This is a genomic window from Cellulomonas chitinilytica (assembly GCF_016862675.1).
Taxonomy (GTDB): domain Bacteria; phylum Actinomycetota; class Actinomycetes; order Actinomycetales; family Cellulomonadaceae; genus Cellulomonas; species Cellulomonas chitinilytica.
The window spans coordinates 1-19,698 of sequence record NZ_BONK01000007.1 but is presented as its reverse complement, the minus strand read 5'-3'; the positions used below and the strand labels follow the sequence as shown (position 1 = coordinate 19,698).

Here is a 19,698-nt window from a genome sequence, read left to right as displayed (position 1 = left end):
CCGTCAGCGGTCGACGCGCGCCCCGCCGCCGCCCGCGAGCTTGAGGACCTCGGCCTTCGTGGCCATCGACGTGTCCCCGGGTGTCGTCATGGCGAGGGCGCCGTGCGCCGCGCCGTACTCGACGGCCGTGGCCAGGTCCTCGCCCGCGAGCAGGCCGTAGGCGAGGCCGGACGCGAACGAGTCGCCGCCGCCGACGCGGTCGAGGATCTCCAGGCGCTCCCGGTGCGTCGCGCTGACGACGCCCGTCGAGCGGGACCAGGCGATGGCCCCCCAGTCGTTGACCGTGGCGCTGTGGACGGTGCGCAGGGTCGTCGCGATGACGCGGAAGTTCGGGTAGGCAGCCGCCGCACGGTCGATCATCGCGGCGAACGCGTCGACCTCCAGGGAGGACAGGCTCTCGTCGACGCCCTCGACCTCGAAGCCGAGCGACGCGGTGAAGTCCTCCTCGTTGCCGATCATCACGTCGATGTGCGGGGCGATCTCGCGGTTGACCTCCTGCGCGCGGACCTGGCCGCCGACGGCCTTCCAGAGGGACGGCCGGTAGTTGAGGTCGTACGAGACGACGGTGCCGTGGCGGTGCGCGGCCGTGACGGCCTCGATGACCGTCTGCGCGGCGGCGTCCGAGAGGGCCGCGAAGATGCCGCCCGTGTGGAACCAGCGGACGCCGAGCTCGCCGAACAGGTGGTCCCAGTCGACGTCGCCGGGGGCGAGCTGGGACGCGGCGGTGTGGCCGCGGTCGCTGACCCCGACGGCGCCGCGGACCCCGAAGCCGCGCTCGGTGAAGTTGAGGCCGTTGCGGACGGCACGGCCGACGCCGTCGTACGGCAACCACCGGACGAGCGAGGTGTCGACGCCGCCCGCGAGCATGCAGTCCTCGACGAGCCGGCCGACCTCGTTGTCCGCGAGCGCGGTGACGATCGCGGTGCGCAGGCCGAACGCCCGACGCAGGCCGCGCGCCACGTTGTACTCGCCGCCGCCCTCCCAGACGCGCAGCGAGCGGGCGGTGCGGATGCGGCCCTCGCCCGGGTCGAGGCGGAGCATGACCTCGCCGAGGGAGACCGCGTCGTAGCGGGTCTCGGCGGCCGGGCGGATCGTCAGGTCGGACACGGCGGGCTCCTCGGGTGGGGCTCGGGCGGCAGTGCTGGTCGGGCGGCGGGGCTGGTCGGGCGGCGGTGCTGGTCGGACGGCGGGGACGTCAGGCGGCGGCGAGGGCGACGGCCGCGGCCGTGAGGTCCTTGACCGCGGTGAGCTCGCCGGCGCGGACGAGGTCGCGCGGCACCATCCACGACCCGCCGACGGCCCGCACGGACGGGATCGCGAGGTACTCGTGCAGGTTGCCGGGTCCGACGCCGCCGGTGGGCACGAACCCGACGTCGCCGAACGGCGCGGCGAGCGCGGCGATGGCGGGTGCGCCGCCGGAGGTCCCGGCCGGGAAGAACTTCACGGTGGTGACGCCGAGCTCGAGCGCCGCCATGACCTCGGACGCGGTCACGGCGCCGGGCAGGGCGAGGACGCCGTGCTCCTGGCACCTTTCGACGACGGCGCGGCTGGTGCCGGGCGAGACGACGAACGACGCGCCCGCGGCGACCGCCTGGTCGACCTGCGCAGGAGTCAGGACCGTGCCGGCGCCGACGAGGACGTCGCCCCGGTCGGCCATCGCGCGGATGGCGTCGGGCGCGGCCGCGGTCCGGAAGGTCACCTCGGCGACGGGGAGCCCGCCCGCGACGAGCGCGTCGGCGAGGCCGGCGGCATGGGCGGCGTCGTCGAGGACGACCACCGGGACGAGCCGGTGGGCGGACAGTCGCTGGAGGATCTCGCTCACGGGTGCTCCTTCGCACAGGTCCGGTCGCGTCGGGCGCGACCCGATCGTCCGGTTGGTCGTCAGGCGTTCTGGTAAGCGCTTGCCGTCGTCCGGGAAGCATACGCCTCCCGCGGGATCCGGTACGCGAGATCCACGGCCGTCTCGATCGCCTCGTCGAGGTCCAGCCGGTGCTCGGCGACCAGACGGGCCAGGTGACCTGCGTCGACGCGCCGCGCGAGGTCGTGCCGGGCGGGGATCGAGCAGAACGCGCGGGTGTCGTCCACGAACCCCGTCGTGTTGTAGAACCCGGCCGTGTCGGTCACCGCCTCCCGGAAGCGCCGCATGCCGTCCGGGGTGTCGAGGAACCACCACGGCGCACCCAGGCGGACCGCCGGGTAGACGCCGGCGAGCGGCGCGAGCTCACGGCTGAACGTGTCCTCGTCGACCGTGAACAGCACCATCCGCAGGCCCGGGTGGTGGCCGAACGCCTCCAGCAGCGGCCGCAGCCCGTGCACGTAGTCGGTCGGGACGGGGATGTCGTAGCCCACGTCCGGGCCGCGGACGCCCACGACCCCGTGGTCGTGGTCCCGCAGGACGCCCGGGTGCAGCTGCAGGACGAGACCGTCCTCGCTCGCCATCCGGGCCGTCTCGAACAGCATGTGGGCGGAGAACGCGGCGGCGTCGGCGGCGCTCACGGTGCCCAGGCGCGCCTCGTCGAACACCCGGCCGGCCTCGCGCACCGACAGCGGCGTCGCGTCGGCCGAGAGGTGCCCGTGGTCGCTCGACCGCGCACCCGCGGCCACGAACGTCGCCCGGCGCGCCTCGACCGCCCGCACGAAGTCCGGATACCCGTGGATCGCGATACCCGAGCGCTCCTCCAGCAGGCGCAGGTCGTCGCGCCACGCCGCCCGGTCGACGTGGAAGAGGGCGTCGGGCCGGAACGTCGGGACCACCCTGTCGCGCCAGCCGTCGGCCGCGAGCGCGGCGTGGTCGGCGAGGGTGGAGGTGGCCGCGTCGGTCGTCGAGAGGACCTCGATCCCGAACCGGTCGAACAGCGCGCGCGGGCGGAACTCCGGCGCGGCGAGCCGGTCGGCCAGGTGGTCGTAGAGGCGGTCGGCGCTGTCGGCGGACGGGCGCTCGTCGACCCCGAACACGTCGACGAGCACGTGCTCCAGCCAGTACCGGGTCGGGGTGCCGCGGAACAGGTGCCAGCGCGACGCGAACGTCCGCCAGATCTCGCGGGGGTCGGTCTGCACGGCGCCGCCGTCGAGACGCGGCACACCGAGGTCGTCGTGCGGGACGCCCTGGGAGACGAGCATCCGGACCAGGTAGTGGTCGGGGATCACGAGCAGGGACGCCGGGTCGGCGAAGGGCTCGTCGCGCGCCAGGACGCCCGCGTCGACGTGGCCGTGCATCGACACGATCGGCAGCCGTTCGGTCGCGGCGAGGATCTCGCGGGCCAGCGGCCGCACGACGGGGTCGCTGGGCAGTGCGCGGTCCGGGTGCAGCGACCAGCCGGGTCCTGAGGTCATGCCGATGCTCTCCTCGTCGTGCGATGAACGGACTGCAAACGCATTCATGCCAGCCAACCAGGAAATCGGGCATCCTGGCAAGGCTGTGCCGTCACGCTTGCCGAAGACGACCGAGGCGTGCTGCAATCCTTTTCACCGCACCCCGATCCGCGGGGCGCACGCGGCGAGCGGAGGGACCCCCGGTGTCCGTGACGTTGCAGGACGTGGCGCGCGAGGCCGGCGTCTCCCCCGCCACCGCCTCCCGCGCGCTCAACGCCCCCGAGCTCGTTGCCCCCGCCCGCCGCGAGCACGTCCGGCAGGTCGCCGCCCAGCTCGGCTACCGGCCCAACCGCGCCGCCCGCGAGCTCATCACCGGGCGCACCGGCAACCTGTGCCTCGTCGTCCCGGACCTCGAGAACCCGTTCTTCGCCGCCGTCGCCAAGGGCGTCCAGGCCCGCGCCCGTGCGCTCGGGCTCGCCGTCGTCGTCGCGGACTCCGAGGAGGACGGCCACCTCGAGTCCGAGCTCGTCGGGCGGCTCGGCGCGCAGGTCGACGGCGTCGTGCTGTGCTCGCCGCGCATGACCGACGAGGCGCTCGACGAGGCCCTCGCCCGCGACGTCCCGCTGCTCCTCGTGAACCGCGAGCACCACGGGGCCGCCTCGGTCGTCATCGACAACGCCGACGGCGTCCGGCAGGCCGTCGCACACCTCTACGCCCTCGGGCACCGCCGCCTCGCCTACGCGGGCGGCCCGGCGGGCTCCTGGTCCGACGCGCGGCGGCGCGAGGGCCTCCACCGCGCCGCGGCGTCGCTCCCGGGCACCGAGGTCGTCGACCTGGGCCACGTCGCGCCCGTGTTCGACGGCGGCGTCGCCGTCGCCGACCTCGTCGTCGCGAGCGGCGCCACCGCGGTGCTCGCCCACAACGACCTCGTCGCGCTCGGCATCCTCAACCGCCTCACGAGCCGCGGCGTCCGCGTGCCCGACGACGTGTCCGTGGTCGGGTACGACGACAGCCCCGCCGCGACGCTCGTCGCACCCGCGCTCACCACCGTGCGGGTGCCGCTCGCGCGGCTCGGCCGGGACGCCGTGGACGCACTCGTCAACCACGCGCCCCGGGCCGCCCGGCGCCGCGCGGCCTCGGGAGTCACCGACGCGGAGGCACCGGCGCCCGTGCGGCTGCCCGTCGAGCTCGTCGTCCGCGACTCGACGGGCGTGCCGCCGGCCCCGCCGACCGCGCCGATCGCGTCGACCGCAGGAGACCTACCCGCATGACGCCGCGCCTGTCCCTCGCCACCTGGCGGTCCGCCGCCGGACGCCCGGGCGTCACGCTGCCCGCCGTCGACCCGGCCGACCTGAGGACGGGCATCGTGCACCTCGGCCTCGGGGCGTTCCACCGGGCGCATCAGGCGGTGCTCACCGAGGACGCCGCGACGGCGACCGGCGACGCCCGCTGGGGCATCCTCGGCGTGACGCAGCGCAGCGCCCGCGTCGCGGAGCAGCTCGCGCCGCAGGACGGGCTGTACGGAGTGCTCACCAAGGGCGCCACCGAGACGTCGCTGCGGGTCGTCGGGACGATGCGGGGCGTCGCGTTCCCCGGCACCGACACCGACCGCGTGCTCGCGACGGTCGCGGCACCGACCACGCACGTCGTCACGCTGACCGTCACCGAGAAGGGGTACCGGCGGGCGCCCGGCGGCGGGCCGGACCTCACCGACCCCGACCTCGCGGCCGACCTCGCCGCGCTGACGTCCGGCGCCGACGCGCCCGCGCGGTCGCCGATCGGCCTGCTCGTGCGGGGCCTGGCGCGGCGCCAGCGCGCCGACGCCGGGCCGCTGACCGTGGTGTGCTGCGACAACCTCAGCGACAACGGGGCGGTGCTCGCCGCGCTCGTCGACGCGGTGCTGGCCGCGACGCCGTCGTCGGACGCGCTGCGCACGTGGGTCGCGCAGAGCGTGCGGTTCCCGTCGACGATGGTCGACCGGATCGTGCCGGCGACCGCGCCCGCGCACCGGGCCGAGGCCGCGGCCCTGCTGGGCCTGGTCGACGAGGGGCTCGTGGTGGGCGAGCCGTTCTCGCAGTGGGTCATCGAGGACGCGTTCGCCGGGCCGCGGCCCGCCTGGGAGAGCGCCGGTGCGCTGCTCACCGCCGACGTCGCGCCGTACGAGCGCGCCAAGCTGCGCATCCTCAACGCCAGCCACTCGACGCTCGCGTACCTCGGGGCGCTGCGCGGGTACGCGACGATCGCGCAGGCCGTCGCCGACCCCGACCTCGAGGCCGCCGTGCGCGCACTCGTCAACGACGACGTGCTGCCCACCCTCGCCGCGCCCGAGGGCATGGACCTGGAGCGGTACCGGGACGACGTGCTCGACCGGTTCGCCAACCCGAACACCGGGCACACCACCGTGCAGGTCGCGATGGACGGGTCGCAGAAGCTGCCGCAGCGGTTGCTCGGGACGGTGCGGGACCGGCTCGCCGCCGGTGCGGTGCCGGTCGCGGCGGCCGGGACGATCGCCGGCTGGATCGGGTACGTGCGGGCCGCGGCGCTCGGGGAGCTCGTGGTGGACGGGCGGGCGGTGCCGCTCGACGACCCGATGGCCTCCGTGCTGGCCGAGGCCGCGCGCGGTCCGCAGGACGGGCTCGCCGAGCGGATGCTCGGCGTCGCGCCGGTGTTCGGGAACCTCGCGGGGTCGGCCGAGCTGGTCGGTGCGGTGCGGTCGGCGCTCACGGAGCAGGTCCGGGCGTAGAGCCGGTCAGCCGTTCCCAGGCGTGCTGACGTGCGCTACATTGGAAAGCGCATTCCATCGTCGGGATGCGCCCGGCCCGACCGACACGGTCCCCGCACCTCGGAGCAGCCCCATGACCACCCGCACCCTGCGCATCGCGATGAACGGCATCACCGGCCGGATGGGCTACCGGCAGCACCTCGTCCGGTCGATCCTGCCGATCCGCGACCAGGGCGGGATCACGCTGCCCGACGGCACGCGCGTGCAGGTCGAGCCGGTGCTCGTCGGGCGCAACGCCGACAAGGTCCGCGAGATCGCCGAGCTGCACGGCGTCGAGCGGTGGACCACGGACCTCGACGCGGTCATCGACGACCCGGCCACGGACATCGTGTTCGACGCGTCGATGACGAGCCTGCGCGCCGAGACCCTCACCAAGGCGATGAAGGCCGGCAAGCACGTCTACACCGAGAAGCCCACCGCCGAGACGCTCGCCGAGGCGATCGACCTCGCCCGGCTGCGCGAGGGCACGGGCGTCACCGCCGGAGTCGTGCACGACAAGCTCTACCTGCCCGGCCTGGTCAAGCTCCGCCGGCTCGTCGACGAGGGCTTCTTCGGCCGCATCCTGTCGCTGCGCGGCGAGTTCGGGTACTGGGTGTTCGAGGGCGACCAGCAGGCCGCGCAGCGCCCGTCGTGGAACTACCGCAAGGAGGACGGCGGTGGCATGACGACCGACATGTTCTGCCACTGGAACTACGTCCTCGAAGGCATCCTCGGCACCGTCCGCACCGTCACCGCCACGACCGTCACGCACATCCCGACGCGCTGGGACGAGCAGGGACGCGAGTACACGGCCACGGCCGACGACGCCGCGTACGGGATCTTCGACGTCGTCACGCCGGCGGGCGACCCGGTGGTCGCGCAGATCAACTCGTCGTGGGCCGTGCGCGTGTACCGGGACGAGCTCGTCGAGTTCCAGGTGGACGGGACGCACGGGTCGGCCGTCGCCGGGCTGCGCAAGTGCGTCGCGCAGCAGCGGGCGCACACGCCCAAGCCCGTGTGGAACCCGGACCTACCCGTCACCGAGCCGTTCCGTGAGCAGTGGCTCGAGGTGCCCGCCAACGGGGACCTCGACAACGGGTTCAAGCTGCAGTGGGAGGAGTTCCTGGCGGACGTCGTCGCGGGGCGGCCGCACCGCTTCGACCTCCTGTCGGCCGCGCGCGGTGTGCAGCTCGCCGAGCTGGGGCTGCGGTCGTCGGCCGAGGGGCGGCGGCTGGACATCCCGGAGATCGAGCTGTGACCGAGGACGCGAGCCTCGCGCGGCTGTCGCTGAACACCGCGACGACCAAGCGGTGGACCCTGCAGGAGGCCGTCAACGGTGCCGTCCGCGCAGGGCTGCCCGCGGTCGGCCTGTGGCGGGACCGCGTGCAGGAGGCGGGCATCGACAAGGCCGCCCGGATCGTCGCCGACGCCGGGCTGCGCGTCTCGTCGCTGTGCCGCGGCGGGTTCCTCACCGCGGCCGACGACACGGCGGCCCGCGCCGCGCTCGACGACAACCGGCGCGCGGTCGTCGAGGCCGCGACCCTCGGGACGCGCGAGCTGATCATGGTCGTCGGCGGGCTGCCCGCCGCGACGACCCCGGGCGGCCCGGCGTCCGCGTACCCCGCTCCCGGCGGGCCCGACGCGGCGCGGGACCTCGTCGCCGCGCGCGAGCGGGTCGTCGAGCGGATCGGCGACCTCGCCCCGTTCGCCGCCGGGCACGGGGTGCGCCTCGTGCTCGAACCGCTGCACCCGATGTTCGCCGCCGACCGGGCCGTCATCTCGACGCTCGGGCAGGCCCTCGACATCGCCGACCCGTTCCCGGCCGAGGCCGTCGGCGTCGTCGTCGACACCTACCACGTGTGGTGGGACCCGGACCTGCGGCGGCAGATCGCCCGCGCGGGGGCCGCCGGCCGGATCGCGTCGTACCAGGTCGGCGACTTCGTGCTGCCGCTCGCGGCCGACGCGCTGCTGTCCCGCGGGCACGTCGGCGACGGGTACGTCGACTTCGCGACGATCACGCGCTGGGTCGCCGAGGCCGGGTACACCGGGGACGTCGAGGTGGAGATCTTCCGGCAGGAGATCTGGGACGTGCCGGGAGACGAGACCGTCGCGAGGGTCGCCGCCCGGTACCGGGAGCACGTGCTGCCGTACCTGTGACCGGCCGCGACGTGCCGTGCATCACAGTGCGCCGATGTCGCTTCTGCCCGGTGTGCCGCATGCCAGGCTCCTGCCGGGCGCACGGCCCTGAAGCACATCGACAGCACAAAGAGAGACAGGGACATGAAGATCACGACCCGCACGTCGCGCACGGTCACGCTGCTCGTCCGATCGGCCATGGCGGCCGTCCTGGTGATCGTGGGTGTCGGGGTGACGGCGTCCGCCTCGAGCGCCGCGCCCCCGATCTGCCGTCACGGCTGGGGGAACTTCTTCACGTCCCCGTACCCGATGGCGGCCCTGGACGGTCCCGTCCAGGTCGCGGCGCCGAGCTACTACGGCTCCATCGGCTGCAACATCCCGATCGGGACCAACCAGAAGGGCGACTGGACCGGCAACGTCTACACGACCAGCCCCGACGAGACGGGCGTGGGTCTTCTCCAGCGGACGCTGAACCTCTGCTACGGCTACAACCTCACGGTGGACGGCATCTACGGGGCGAACACCACCGCCGCCGTCAAGAGCGTCCAGGCCATCACGTTCGCCAAGGGTGGGGCGGACGGCATCTACGGCATCAACACGTCCGCCGCGATGAAGCACCCGACGGTGACCTCGTCGCACGCGCTCACGACTCCCTGCCACTACCTCGCGTAGCGGACCGACCGTGCGGCCTGGCGCGTCCGACCCGACCCGCCAGGCCACGCGGCACCCGCGGCAGCCGTCGCCCGGCACCGGGTCAGGAGGAGGTCGCCGCCACCAGGTCCGGCCGGACCACGTCGAGGTCGCCGGCCGGGGCGAGCACCTCGCGGGCGACCACGGCGACGGCGCGCCCGTCACGCAGCACCACCGCGTGCCCGACGCCGTCCGGCCAGCGCTCCAGCACGTCGGCGACCGCCTCACCGGTGCCGACGACCGGCAGGGCCGGGCCGGCGACGTCACCGACCGTCGTGCCGGCGGCCGCGCGGCGCAGAGCCGGCAGGTCGACGACGCCGCGGACCTCCGTCACGGCCGGGGCCAGGTCCCGCCGCTCCCGGGTGAGCACGACAGGGACGGGCGCCGCCGCGTCGAGCGTGCCGGTGGCGAGCGCCCGCTCGACCCGCCCGGCGGCCTCGGCGGCGTCGAGGGTCTCGTCGAGAACGAGGACCCGCTCGGCGTCGGCGCGGGCGGCGTCGGGCACGTCGCGGCCCGCGGCACGCAGCGCGTCGAGCACCCGCGGGCGGCCGTCGTCGAGGCCCGGCAGGTCGGCGACGGGCTCGTCGACGAACCCGAACCGGCGCAGCCAGGCCTCGTCCAGGTACTTCGACAGGTACGCGCGCCCCGAGTCGGGCAGCAGCGCGACGACGACGTCGTCCGGGCCCAGGTCCCGCGCGGTGCGCAGCGCGGCCGCCAGCGCCAGCCCCGCCGACCCGCCCACGAGGATCCCCTCGAGCCGGGCCAGACGGAGCAGGGTGTGGACCGACTCCCGGTCGCCGATCGCCTCGAACCGGTCGACGACGGCCGGGTGGAACGACTCGGGCCACACGTCGTCGAGCGTCTCCGGGTGGCGGTAGTGGCCGGCGGCCTCGACGAAGAACGGGCTGCCGTCCCCGCCTGAGTACGTCGACGTGAGCGGGTCGGCCCCCACGACGGTCACCCGGCCCCCGCTGACCTCCTTGAGGTGCTCGCCCGTGCCCGTGATCGTGCCGCCCGTCCCGACGCCCGCCACCAGGTGCGTGACCCGGCCACCGGTGTCGGCCCAGATCTCGGGGCCGGTCGACTCCCGGTGGGCACGCGGGTTGTCGGGGTTGTCGTACTGGTTCGCGAGCCAGCCACCCGGGAGCTCCTCGGCGAGCCGGTGCGCGATGGACCGCACCGACTCCGGGTGCTCGCGCGGGAAGCCCGACCCGGTGACGACGACCCGCGCGCCGTAGGCCCGCAGCGCCGCGATCTTCTCGACGGCCGTCTTGTCCGGCACCACCACGACGATCGGGAAGCCCAGCTGCACGGCGGCCTGCGCGAGGCCGATGCCCGTGTTGCCCGACGTGCCCTCGACGATCGTGCCGCCCGGTCGCAGCGCGCCCGCCCGGATCGCCTCGAGCACCATCCACCGGGCGGCGCGGTCCTTCACGGAGCCACCCGGGTTGAGGTACTCGAGCTTGACGTAGACGGTCGGCGCGAGGTCCGCGGTCAACCGGTTGAGCCGGATCAGCGGGGTCCCGCCGACGGCGTCGAGCAGGGAGTCGTAGGCGGCCATGGGGCTCCTCGGTGCGGGTCGGCGCGGGCTCGGGCAGAGCGTCGCCGGCAGCCGGCTCAGCCGACCGGGGGGACCCGTGACGCCGCGGATCGTGGACCGGTCGGCCGCCGCGGTCAATGACCCGGGTGCGTCGTCTCGCAGTGTGGTGCCCGTCCGTGGTGCCCGTCCGTGGTGCCCGTCCGTGGTGCCCGCCGGCGCAGCCCGTCAGCGCAGCACGGCACCCAGGACCCGGGCGAAGCGCTCCCCGATCAGCGCGTGCGCCGGCGGGTCGGGGTGCAGCAGGTCCGCCATCGGGAGGGCGGCCGCGTCGTCCTCGCCGTACAGCTCGCGGCCGTCAACGTAGTGCAGCGCGTCGTCGCCCGCCGCGCGCCGGGCGGCCACCAGCCGGGCCAGCTCGTCGCGGATCACCTGCAGCGTGAGCTTGCCGTCGGCGACCTCGTCGGGCGAGCCGTGCGTGCGGAACACCGGCTGCCCGTCGGGCGAGGCCGGGTCGATGGACGTCGGGCCGGGGGTGTCCTCGACGAGCGGGCACAGCAGCGGCGAGACGACGACGACCGGCGTGGTCGGCAGGCCCTCGCGGATGATGTCGAGGAAGCCGTGCACCGCCGGGGCGAACGTGCGGCGGCGGAAGCAGTCGTGGTTGACGACGTTGATGCCGAGCTTGAGGGTGACGACGTCCGCCCGCTGGTCCCGGATCGCGCGCGCGACGAACGGGTCGAGCACCGCGTTGCCCGAGAAGCCGAGGTTCACCAGGTCGACGCCCGCCGCTCGGGCTGCGGTGACGACCCACGTGCCCGTCGGGCGGTCCGCGGCGGCGCCGTGGCTGATCGACGAGCCGTGGTGCACCCAGCGGCGGGTCGACGACGGGAGCGGGCGGGGCGGCTGCACGGGCGCGTCGGCGGACAGCGCACGCAGGCGGACCGTCTCGGCGTACGGGAGCCACACCTCGACGGTCCTCGGCGCGGCCGGGAGCCCCGGGTCGCGGTCTCCGGGGTCGCGGTCGCCCGGGTCGCGGTGGTCGTCCGGGTCGCGGTGGTCGTCCGGGTCGATCGGCTCGATCGGGTCGATCGGCTCGATCGGGAGCACGAACCGGACGGTGGTCGGCCGGCCGGGATGCTCGACCGTGGTGCCGCGCAGCGGGTCGAGCTCCACCGTGCCGGCCTCGGCGGCCACGCCGAAGCCGGGAGCCTGGTCGACGAGCACGCCGTCGACGACCACGTCCCACCTCTGGGCCGCCGCGGGCGGCTGCGGGTCGACGGCCACGCGCAGCACGTCGACGTCGAGCGCGATCCTCGTGGCCGCCGTGCGGAAGCGCAGACGGGCACCGGCCGGCTGCACGTCGCACAGCGCCATGAAGTCGTCGGGCAGCTGCGCACGCGTCCACGCCGGGAGGCGGTGCGGGAGCGCGCCACGGTCGGTCTCCTCGACCCACGCCGCCCCGCGGACCTCGACCCGGCTGCTCGGCAGGGCGACCGTGAACGGGAGGGTGCGCGTCGCGGGTCCGTCGGTGGCGGTGCGGATGGTGCCGGTCGTCATCGTGCTCCCCGGTCGGGCGTGGCAGGTCGGGCGGTGCTGGGCGGGTGGTGCTGGGCGGGTGGTGCAGGCGGGCGTGCAGGTCAGTGGATGTTGCCGTGCTCGCGGAACTCCCGCCAGACGTTCTCGAAGAAGTCGTCGTCCTCCGGCACCGGCCGCCGCGGGCGCCACCGGAAGGTCGGGGTGCCTGCGGCGTCGTCGGGCTTGCGTTCGACGACCGCGGTCCACGGGCTCCCGGTCGGGGTGCCGGGTCCGTCGGCCGTGGATCTCGGCTCGCCGGGGGCGTCGGGCCGCGACGGACCGGCCGCGGGTCCGTCGGCCGTGACGTCGAGCGCGTCGGGCCGCGGCGGGGTCCACGCGGACTCCTGGACGACGTCGTCGAGCGCGCCCCCGTCGAGCCGGAAGCGGAACGTGTCCGGCAGGTCGAGCTCGTCGTCCGCGTGCGGGCCGTGGCCGACGCGTGGCAGGTCGCCCGACGGATCGGTGTAGAGGACCGAGCCGCGCGACCGGCCGCCGTGCGCGACGTAGTCGGCCATCGCCGACAGGTACACGTACGCGCAGGTGAGGATGTCGCGGACGAGGAACGTGCGGTCGGCGGACCGGCGGGACCGCAGGTCCGCGCTGACGGACCCGTCGTACTGCGCGAGCCAGCCGTGGACCTCGTCGAGCGCCTCCTCGATGGACCGCGCGGAACGGACCGGGCCGGCCTTCGCGGACATCAGCACCTGCACGGCGCGCAGGAGGTCGCCCGTGTTGTCGGGGGTGCCGTCCGCCGCGCGCCGGCCGGCGCCGTCGAGCAGCGCGACCGCCGCGTCGAGCACGGGCCCGGCGGTCGACGCGAACTCGTCGTCCGGCACGGGGTCCTGCGTCCGTCGGGCCGCGACGAACTGCGCCGCCCGCGTCGCGCCGACCTGCCCGGAGTTCAGCGCGGCACCGCCCGGCCGGTACACGCCGTGCGCGCCGCCCGCCTCACCGACCGGGAAGAACCCCGCGACGTTCGACTGCCACCACGCGTCCACGACGAGACCGCCGTTGTTGTGCTGCGCGCACACGTCGACCTCGAGCAGCTCCTGCTCCAGGTCCACGTACGGGTTCTTGTGCAGGTAGAACTGGTAGGCGGGCTCGTTCATGCGGCGCAGCCGCTCGATCGGGGTGCCGAACAGCACGCCCGCCCGCTCCAGGTAGTCGTGGGCCTCCGGGCCGAGCTCCTCGGCGTCGAACGTGTCGCGGACCGGGTTGCGTCGGAAGTCCAGGAACACGCGCCGCCCGCGCAGGACCGTCTCGCGGTAGACGAGCAGGTCGATGAGGCTCGACCCGTCGCGAGCCTTCCGGATGTCGAACGGCCACTGGTAGCCCTTGAGGAACGTGAGGGACATCAGCCGGCCGTAGTCGGGGATCGCCTCGGTGAGGAACTCGCGTTCGTCGTCACCGTCCTGGTCCGTCGAGACGAACCTCGGCACCACCTGCATGTACGTGCCGGAGACGTTCCAGCGCGGCTTGGTCGACGCCAGGCCGAACTGCCACTCCGTGAGGTTCTTGCCGTGCACGCCCGCCCGGTAGGCGGCCCCCGACGCACCCCACTGACCGTTCGGGAAGACGCGCGTCGCGTACATCCCCGCCGGGCCGCCCGTCGCGTAGACGAGGTTCGTGCAGCGGAACAGGAGCCACGGGCTGCGCTCGCCGTCGTGGGGGACGTCCGTCCTGAGCGTGAGGACTCCTTGGACCTCTCCGGCGCGGGTGATCACGTCGACCACGCGGCACCCGTCGAAGATCCGGGTGCCGTTGCGGTGGACCTTCTTCTCCAGCTGCTCGACCATGCTGCGGCTCGTGTACGGCCCGACCGACGTGGCCCGACGGCGCGGGTCGTGGTCCGTCTTGTAGCCGATGAACTCGCCGAACCGGTTCTGCGGGAACGGGACGCCGAGGTCGCACAGCCTCAGGAATCCTCGGGCACTGAGCGCGGCCTCGGCGAGGGCGTTGTCGCCGTCCATCGCGCCGCCGCTGAACAGCGTCTGCGCCATCTCCCGGACGCTGTCGCCGTCGCCGCCGCTGAGCGTGAGCTTGTAGTACGTCTGCTTGTCGCTGCCCGCGTTGCGGCTCGACCCCGCGTTCACCTTGTCCGCAACCATGACGACGTCGTCCTGGCCCAGCTCCCACAGCCGGTCCGCGGCGCAGAAGCCCGCCGAGCCGGTGCCGACCACCACCGTGTTCACGGTGACGACGGGGACGTCGTGCCCGCCGATGCGCATCGTCTCCTCGCGCATCACAGCACCGGGATGTGCATGCCGCCGTCGACGTGGAACACCTCGCCGGTCGAGTACGGGGTCTGGCCGCTCGCCAGGATCGCGACGGCGCCCGCGACGTCGGCCGGCCTCCCCCAGCGGTTGACCGGGGCCAGGCCGTTCTCGATCATCTCGTCGTACTTCTGCGTGACGCCGGCCGTCATGTCCGTCGCAATCACACCTGGGCGGACCTCGTAGACCACGATGCCCTCCGGGGCGAGACGGACCGCCCAGAGCTGGGTGGCCATCGCGACGCCCGCCTTCGAGACGCAGTAGTCGCCGCGGTTCGTGGACACCGTGGTGGCCGAGATGGACGAGACGTTGACGATCGTCGCGACGGGGGCCGTCGGCGCGCTCTCCTCCTGCGCGGGCGCCGGCCGGTCCTCCGGCCGGGGCACCACGTCGCCCGCCTCGGCGCGGTTCGCGGCGGCCTTGTCGCGGAGCTCGACGACGCGCCGGGCGAACGTCTGCGTGAGGAAGTACGGGCCGCGCAGGTTGATGCCGAGGACCCGGTCGAAGCTCTCTGCCGTCGCGTCGAGCAGGTCGGACCGGACCGTCGGCGCCACGCCCGCGTTGTTGACCAGCAGGTCCAGCCGGCCCCAGGCGTCGACCGCGTCGTCGACGTAGCGGGCGTGGTCGTGGAGGTCCGCGACCGAGCCGCGGACGTAGCGGACCCTGTCATCGCCGCCTGCGTCGGCACGCAGCTCAGCGAGGAGGTCGGCCGGTTCCTCTCGGGTCGCGAGGATCGAGACGGCGAAGCCGTCGGTGAGCAGGCGGCGGGTGATGCCGAGGCCGATGCCGCGGTTCCCTCCGGTGACGAGTGCGACGGGGGGCATCGTTGCCTTCCAGTGGTGGTGCGGGGTTCCTGTGTCGATCGTGGCATCCGGTCCGGCGTTTGGCAAGCGCTTTCCTGCCTTGTGGCCCGCGGGCTGGATTCGGTAGGATTCGTACATACGTTCGAACAAGGAGGGTGGATGGAGCGCGCAGAAGACGGTCGGGCCGTGCTGCCCGACGTCGACGCGCTCGTCCGGTCGGCCGAGCGGCTGGTCGCCACCGCCCGGACGGCTGCAGGCTGGACCGAGCCCGAACGGCGAGCGGCCCTCGGCGCCCTCGAACGCACGGTCGCGCTCGTGACGGCGGCGCGGTCCCACCTCCTCGTCGCCGAGCGCGCGGCGAACGGCTGGTCGGGGTCGGGCGACCGGAGCTTCGAGTCGTGGCACGCCCGCACCTCGCACACGGGCGTCCGCGCGGCCTCGCACCAGGTCCGGCAGGCCGACACCCTCGCCTCGCTGCCGCGCGTGGCGCAGGCGGTCGTCACCGGCGGCATGAGCGCTCCCCACCTCGACGTCGTCGCGCGCGCCACCTCGACAGCGTCGGACGCGGTCGCCTCGCGCATCCGCTCGGACGAGGGCCAGGCCCAGCTCGTCGCGATGGCCGAGCAGCTCGACGCCGACGCCTACGGCAAGGCGGTCGCGCGCTGGGCGGCCCAGGTCGACCCCGGCCGGCTCGAGCGCACGCACCAGCAGCAACGAGCCGAACGGTTCCTCCACGTCACCGACTCCCCCGGCGGCACCCACGTGAAGGGGCTGCTCGACCGGGTGGCCGGGCACCGGCTCCTGCTCGCCCTCGAGGCGGCGTCGCCCCGGCCGGCCGCGGACGACGAACGGTCCTCGGACCAGCGCCGCGCCGACGCCCTCGTCGCGATCGCCGACACCGTGCTGGGTCTGCCGGAGACGACGCCCGGCGCGGCGGTGCGGCCGCACGTGTCGGTCGTGCTGCGGGAGGACACCTGGATCGCGCTGCGAGCAGCACGCGCGTCCGGTGGGGTAGGCAACGACCCGGTGCGGAGCGCGGGGCAGAACGGGTCGAGCTCCTCGGTCGGCCGGCACGTCGTGGAGCGAGGCAGGGGCGGTCACCGCCCGTCGATCGCGGACGCGCTCCGCGGCGTGGAGCCGCCGACGGACGAGGACGGGACTCCCCTGCCCGCGAGCGAGGTCGCGCGGATCCTGTGCGACTGCGAGCTGACCAGGGTCGTCGTCGACGCCCACGACGTCCCGGTCGACCTCGGCCGGACCGCTCGCCTCTACTCAGGAGCGCAACGCCGGGCGGTGCTCGTGCGCGACGGCGGCTGCGGCTGGCCCGGGTGCGGGGCGCGGGCCCGGTGGTGCGAGGTGCACCACATCGCGTGGTGGGACCGGGACGACGGGCCCACCAGCGTCGACAACGCCGTCGCGCTCTGCTCGTTCCACCACCACGAGGTCCATCGGCAGGACCTGACGATCGCCCGGCGGCCGCCCCGTCCGCCGGACGGCGCTGCGCGCGGGACGCCACGGGGCACGCCGCGGCGCGGATCGACCCGTGCGTCCGACCCCTCGGCACCTCCGGGGCACAGCTATGTCTTCAGCCGCGCTGACGGGCGGGTCGTCGCGCCCGTCGGGCCGTCGCCGCGCCCTGGATAGGTGCGGGCGGTCAGGGCGTGGCGGTCAGGGCGTGGCGGTCAGGGCGTGGCGGTCAGGGCGTGGCGGTCAGGGCGTGGCGGTCAGGTAGGTGGCCAGCAGGGTCGGGAGGTCGGTGACGCCGGGGAGCGTGATGCGGGCGTACGCGCCGAACGCGTCGAGGGGGTCGTCGGCGACCACGGCGGGTCGAGGGAGCCGGACGTCGGTACGGCCGTAGATGGCGTCGCCTCCGCCTCCGCCTCCGCCTCCGCCTTCGCCTCCGCCTTCGTCGGCCCACGCGTGCATGACGTCGCTGTCCACCCCGGCGGCGAGACCGAACGCCGACGTGACCCGCACCGCCCGCAGCCGCGGGAGCGTGAGTCCGACGACCCACCCCATGTCGGCGCCGGACCCGGCGAGGTCGTCGAGCACGTCGACCGATCCGACGACGAGCGTGCCGGCACCCGGTGCCGGAGCGTTGTCGTCCGCCACCGTGCCCGTCGCGCCCAGCACTCGGGCGAGGGCCTCGGCGAGGTCGTCGAGCCGCAGCTCGACGCGCAGCGGCACCTCGACGACCCCCGCGTCGGTGACCCGCGTGACGCGCGCCCCGCCGGGGACCACCACGACCCTCTGGACGTCCATGCCCACCCCCTTCCCCCGGCCGACCCGCTCGGACACGTGCTACGCCTGCTCGACGTCGATGTCGATGTCGAAGTAGTAAGGGACCTCGTCGGTCGGCACCAGACCGTACTTCGCGAGCTCCGCCGGGTCGCTGACGGCCCTGCTCGCGGGCAGCCACGAGCCCTGGCCCAACGAGTACCTCACCGAGGCGATCTTCCCGCCGCTCTGGACGATCGCGTTGGTCGCGTACGTCGTCGAGTGGCACGTGCGCGCCGCCTCGTGGAGCGACCTGCCCTGCTTGCGCGCCGCCCCGAGCTGGAGCATCGACCGCCTGTTGACGATCGTGCTGATGTGGACGGTCCGCGTCCGGCCGAAGAACGACGCGCCGGCCACGCTCTCGAACAGCTTCATGCAGCGGATCGTCATGTACGTCTCCAGCGGCGTCCCCCGGCCCGGCACCATCGGCGGGCTGATGTTCAGCCACCGCTTGTCGCCGGGGATCCGCTGGAGGAACGCTTCGTCGAGACTGAGGTTCCCGGTGATCAGGTTGTACGACCGGACCATGCGGCCGGTCTCCCGCGTCGGCGCGACGACCTGGGTCTCGATGCTCACGACATCCGCGCGACGCGGCATCACGGTGTCCGTGAACGTCCAGCCCGTGGGTGGGACCGCCGGGTCGACGCTCGCGTAGAGGCCGGGGACGATCGCGTCCGTCCGCGTCGGCGCCGGGTTCTGCCCGCCGCCGGTGCCGCCCGGGCCGGCGGTCTGCTGCCCCACGGGACCTGCCGCGCCTGGGCCGGCGGCCTGCTGGGCTCCGGGAGCTGCCGCGCCCGGGCCGGCGACCTGCTGGCCGCCAGGAGCTGCCGCGCCCGGGCCGGCGACCTGCGGGCCCGCCGCGCCGGGTCCGGCGGGCTGCTGCCCGGCGGCCCCGGGTAGGGCGGCGGTCAACGTCGGAGCGACCGCCGCCGGGTCAAGACCCAGCATCATCGCCATGCGGCGCAGCGCGGGGTAGCGCATGGCGGCGGCGACGATCGCGGTCGAGACGATCGCGGCCGTCAGCGGGTTCGGCCCCGCGACCGGCCCCGCAACCGGCCCCGCAACCGGAACGGCGATCGGACCAGGCGCGGGCAGTGCCTGCTGACGCACCTGACCGACGACCTGGCGAGCGAGCAGACCGAAGAACCGTGCGATCAGGCCGGGGTTCGCCGGACCCGGCGCGCGTGCGCGACCGACCATGCCGCCACGGAGCGCGTTGCCTGGTGCGCCGTAGAAGGCGGCGCGCAGGGCCGCCAGCAGCGTCCGCATCCGCTGGACGACGACCGGGCCTGCCGGCGTCGGCGACGCGAGCGACGTGGGTGACGAAGGTGACGCGGGTGACGTGGCTGACGCGGGTGAGGAGGCTGACGTGGCTGACGCGGCTGACGCGGGTGACGTGGCTGACCTGGGTGACGTGGTTGACGTGGCTGACGTCGGTGACGCTGGACGGTCGGCCTGTGCCGCGCCTGGGCCCATCTCGGCCATCCGCTCCGACAGGACCTCGGTCACCTGCTCGGTCGCAGCCTCCAGCACGGGGTCCGTGGCAGGTCCGGTCGCCTGCTGTGCGACGGGCTCGACGCGGCGGCCGACGAGATCGGCGACGCGCCGGTTGCCGACCGCCCGCTGCAGGGCGAGCACGTGCACGCTGGACATCGGGGTGTGGGTGGCGGCGGTCCGCGTCGATGCTGTGCGGGTGGCGGCGACCGGCGACAAGGACGCCGTGCGGGCGTCGGCCACCGGTGACAAGGACTCCGTGCGCGCGTGGGCCGCGGCGACGGCCATGTCGACCCGGGCGGCGGCGGCCGCCGTGTCGACCTGGGTTGCGGCGGGCGCCGTGCCGAGGTGGGCGGCGGCGGCCGCCGTGCCGACGTGAGTGCCGTCGGGGGCCGCGCGCTCGAGCGCGAGGTGTGGGTCGGGTCGCGAGGTGGAGGATCGCTGAGCGGACGGCTCGTGGTCCTCGTGACGCGACATCCGTCCCCCGCTCGGTGGTCGTCAGGACCCACTCTCCGGTCCTGGACCGAGGCGCGAGCGCGCCATCGGGCCGTCCGATGGGGAACCGTCCGTGCCCGCACGGGCACGCACGACCTTGGTGCGGACGGCGGGGGGCTGGTCCCCGCGGGGCGACCCGCCGCGGCCTGGTCCCCGCGGGGTGACCCGGCGCGGGCCGGTCCCCACGGGGCGACCCGGTGCGTGCAGGTCCATCCAGCACGACCGACGCGGCCCCGACGTCAGTGCGTCGGGGTCGCGTCGGTGGTCACGTCACTTGCGCCCCCTAGCGCCTCGCGGTCCGTCGCGAGCTGCTCGGCCGTGCCGGGCGTGCGGAGGGCACGG

At 74.7% G+C, this 19,698-nt stretch carries 16 protein-coding genes; 7 read left to right on the top strand and 9 right to left on the bottom strand.

What is annotated here, in order from left to right; genetic code table 11:
* Positions 1-3: 3 nt before the first annotated feature.
* From Cch01nite_RS11045 to uxaC, 3 genes are all read right to left on the bottom strand, one after another.
* Positions 4-1,107 (bottom strand): sugar kinase, encoded by a 1,104-nt coding sequence (locus Cch01nite_RS11045; protein WP_203753430.1) that lies wholly within the window; start codon positions 1,105-1,107, stop codon positions 4-6.
* Positions 1,108-1,195: 88 nt separating this feature from the next.
* A complete protein-coding gene (gene eda / locus Cch01nite_RS11040; protein ID WP_203753427.1) occupies positions 1,196-1,822 on the bottom strand; it encodes a bifunctional 4-hydroxy-2-oxoglutarate aldolase/2-dehydro-3-deoxy-phosphogluconate aldolase in 627 nt (208 codons plus the stop codon).
* A 59-nt stretch (positions 1,823-1,881) separates the two neighbouring features.
* Positions 1,882-3,333, bottom strand: coding sequence for a glucuronate isomerase (gene uxaC, locus Cch01nite_RS11035; protein WP_203753423.1), 1,452 nt, complete (start codon positions 3,331-3,333; stop codon positions 1,882-1,884).
* Positions 3,334-3,515: 182 nt separating this feature from the next.
* Between uxaC and Cch01nite_RS11030 the strand changes: the two genes are divergently transcribed.
* The 5 genes from Cch01nite_RS11030 to Cch01nite_RS11010 all read left to right on the top strand — a co-directional run bounded on the left by Cch01nite_RS11030 (position 3,516) and on the right by Cch01nite_RS11010 (position 8,881).
* On the top strand, positions 3,516-4,583 hold the full coding sequence (locus Cch01nite_RS11030; protein WP_239070308.1) for a LacI family DNA-binding transcriptional regulator: 1,068 nt from the start codon (positions 3,516-3,518) through the stop codon (positions 4,581-4,583).
* Positions 4,580-6,055, top strand: coding sequence for a mannitol dehydrogenase family protein (locus tag Cch01nite_RS11025; RefSeq protein WP_203753404.1), 1,476 nt, complete (start codon positions 4,580-4,582; stop codon positions 6,053-6,055). Before Cch01nite_RS11030 ends, Cch01nite_RS11025 begins: the two co-directional genes overlap by 4 nt.
* Positions 6,056-6,167: 112 nt before the next feature.
* Positions 6,168-7,331, top strand: coding sequence for a Gfo/Idh/MocA family protein (locus tag Cch01nite_RS11020; RefSeq protein WP_203753400.1), 1,164 nt, complete (start codon positions 6,168-6,170; stop codon positions 7,329-7,331).
* The gene (locus Cch01nite_RS11015) at positions 7,328-8,230 is read left to right on the top strand and encodes a sugar phosphate isomerase/epimerase family protein (RefSeq protein WP_203753397.1); all 903 of its coding nucleotides are present in this window, start codon (positions 7,328-7,330) and stop codon (positions 8,228-8,230) included. The genes Cch01nite_RS11020 and Cch01nite_RS11015 overlap by 4 nt, the downstream gene beginning before the upstream one ends.
* 123 nt (positions 8,231-8,353) lie before the next feature.
* Positions 8,354-8,881 (top strand): peptidoglycan-binding domain-containing protein, encoded by a 528-nt coding sequence (locus Cch01nite_RS11010; protein ID WP_203753394.1) that lies wholly within the window; start codon positions 8,354-8,356, stop codon positions 8,879-8,881.
* A gap of 82 nt (positions 8,882-8,963) precedes the next feature.
* On the opposite strand, the gene Cch01nite_RS11005 is transcribed toward Cch01nite_RS11010, so the two are convergent.
* The 4 genes from Cch01nite_RS11005 to Cch01nite_RS10990 form a co-directional block, all read right to left on the bottom strand.
* Positions 8,964-10,460: a pyridoxal-phosphate dependent enzyme gene (locus Cch01nite_RS11005; RefSeq protein ID WP_203753391.1), complete on the bottom strand. Its 1,497-nt coding sequence runs from the start codon at positions 10,458-10,460 to the stop codon at positions 8,964-8,966.
* Positions 10,461-10,664: 204 nt separating this feature from the next.
* Positions 10,665-11,996, bottom strand: a complete 1,332-nt coding sequence (locus Cch01nite_RS11000) for an SGNH/GDSL hydrolase family protein (RefSeq protein WP_203753387.1) — start codon at positions 11,994-11,996, stop codon at positions 10,665-10,667.
* A gap of 80 nt (positions 11,997-12,076) precedes the next feature.
* Entirely contained in the window at positions 12,077-14,257 is a 2,181-nt protein-coding gene (locus Cch01nite_RS10995) for an FAD-dependent oxidoreductase (protein WP_203753384.1), read from the bottom strand.
* A complete protein-coding gene (locus Cch01nite_RS10990) occupies positions 14,257-15,111 on the bottom strand; it encodes a 3-ketoacyl-ACP reductase (RefSeq protein ID WP_203753381.1) in 855 nt (284 codons plus the stop codon). Before Cch01nite_RS10990 ends, Cch01nite_RS10995 begins: the two co-directional genes overlap by 1 nt.
* 138 nt (positions 15,112-15,249) lie before the next feature.
* Here Cch01nite_RS10990 and Cch01nite_RS10985 point away from each other — a divergent pair, with 138 nt between their 5' ends.
* Entirely contained in the window at positions 15,250-16,734 is a 1,485-nt protein-coding gene (locus Cch01nite_RS10985; RefSeq protein ID WP_203753379.1) for an HNH endonuclease signature motif containing protein, read from the top strand.
* A gap of 66 nt (positions 16,735-16,800) precedes the next feature.
* Here Cch01nite_RS10985 and Cch01nite_RS10980 read toward each other — a convergent pair whose 3' ends face one another.
* Positions 16,801-17,352, bottom strand: coding sequence for a hypothetical protein (locus Cch01nite_RS10980; RefSeq protein WP_203753376.1), 552 nt, complete (start codon positions 17,350-17,352; stop codon positions 16,801-16,803).
* Positions 17,353-17,391: 39 nt separating this feature from the next.
* Positions 17,392-18,636, bottom strand: a complete 1,245-nt coding sequence (locus Cch01nite_RS10975) for a hypothetical protein (RefSeq protein ID WP_203753373.1) — start codon at positions 18,634-18,636, stop codon at positions 17,392-17,394.
* 424 nt (positions 18,637-19,060) lie between these two features.
* Between Cch01nite_RS10975 and Cch01nite_RS10970 the strand changes: the two genes are divergently transcribed.
* Positions 19,061-19,240 carry a hypothetical protein gene (locus tag Cch01nite_RS10970; protein WP_203753368.1) on the top strand — a complete coding sequence of 60 codons (180 nt, stop codon included), beginning with the start codon at positions 19,061-19,063 and terminating at the stop codon, positions 19,238-19,240.
* Positions 19,241-19,698 lie beyond the last annotated feature (458 nt).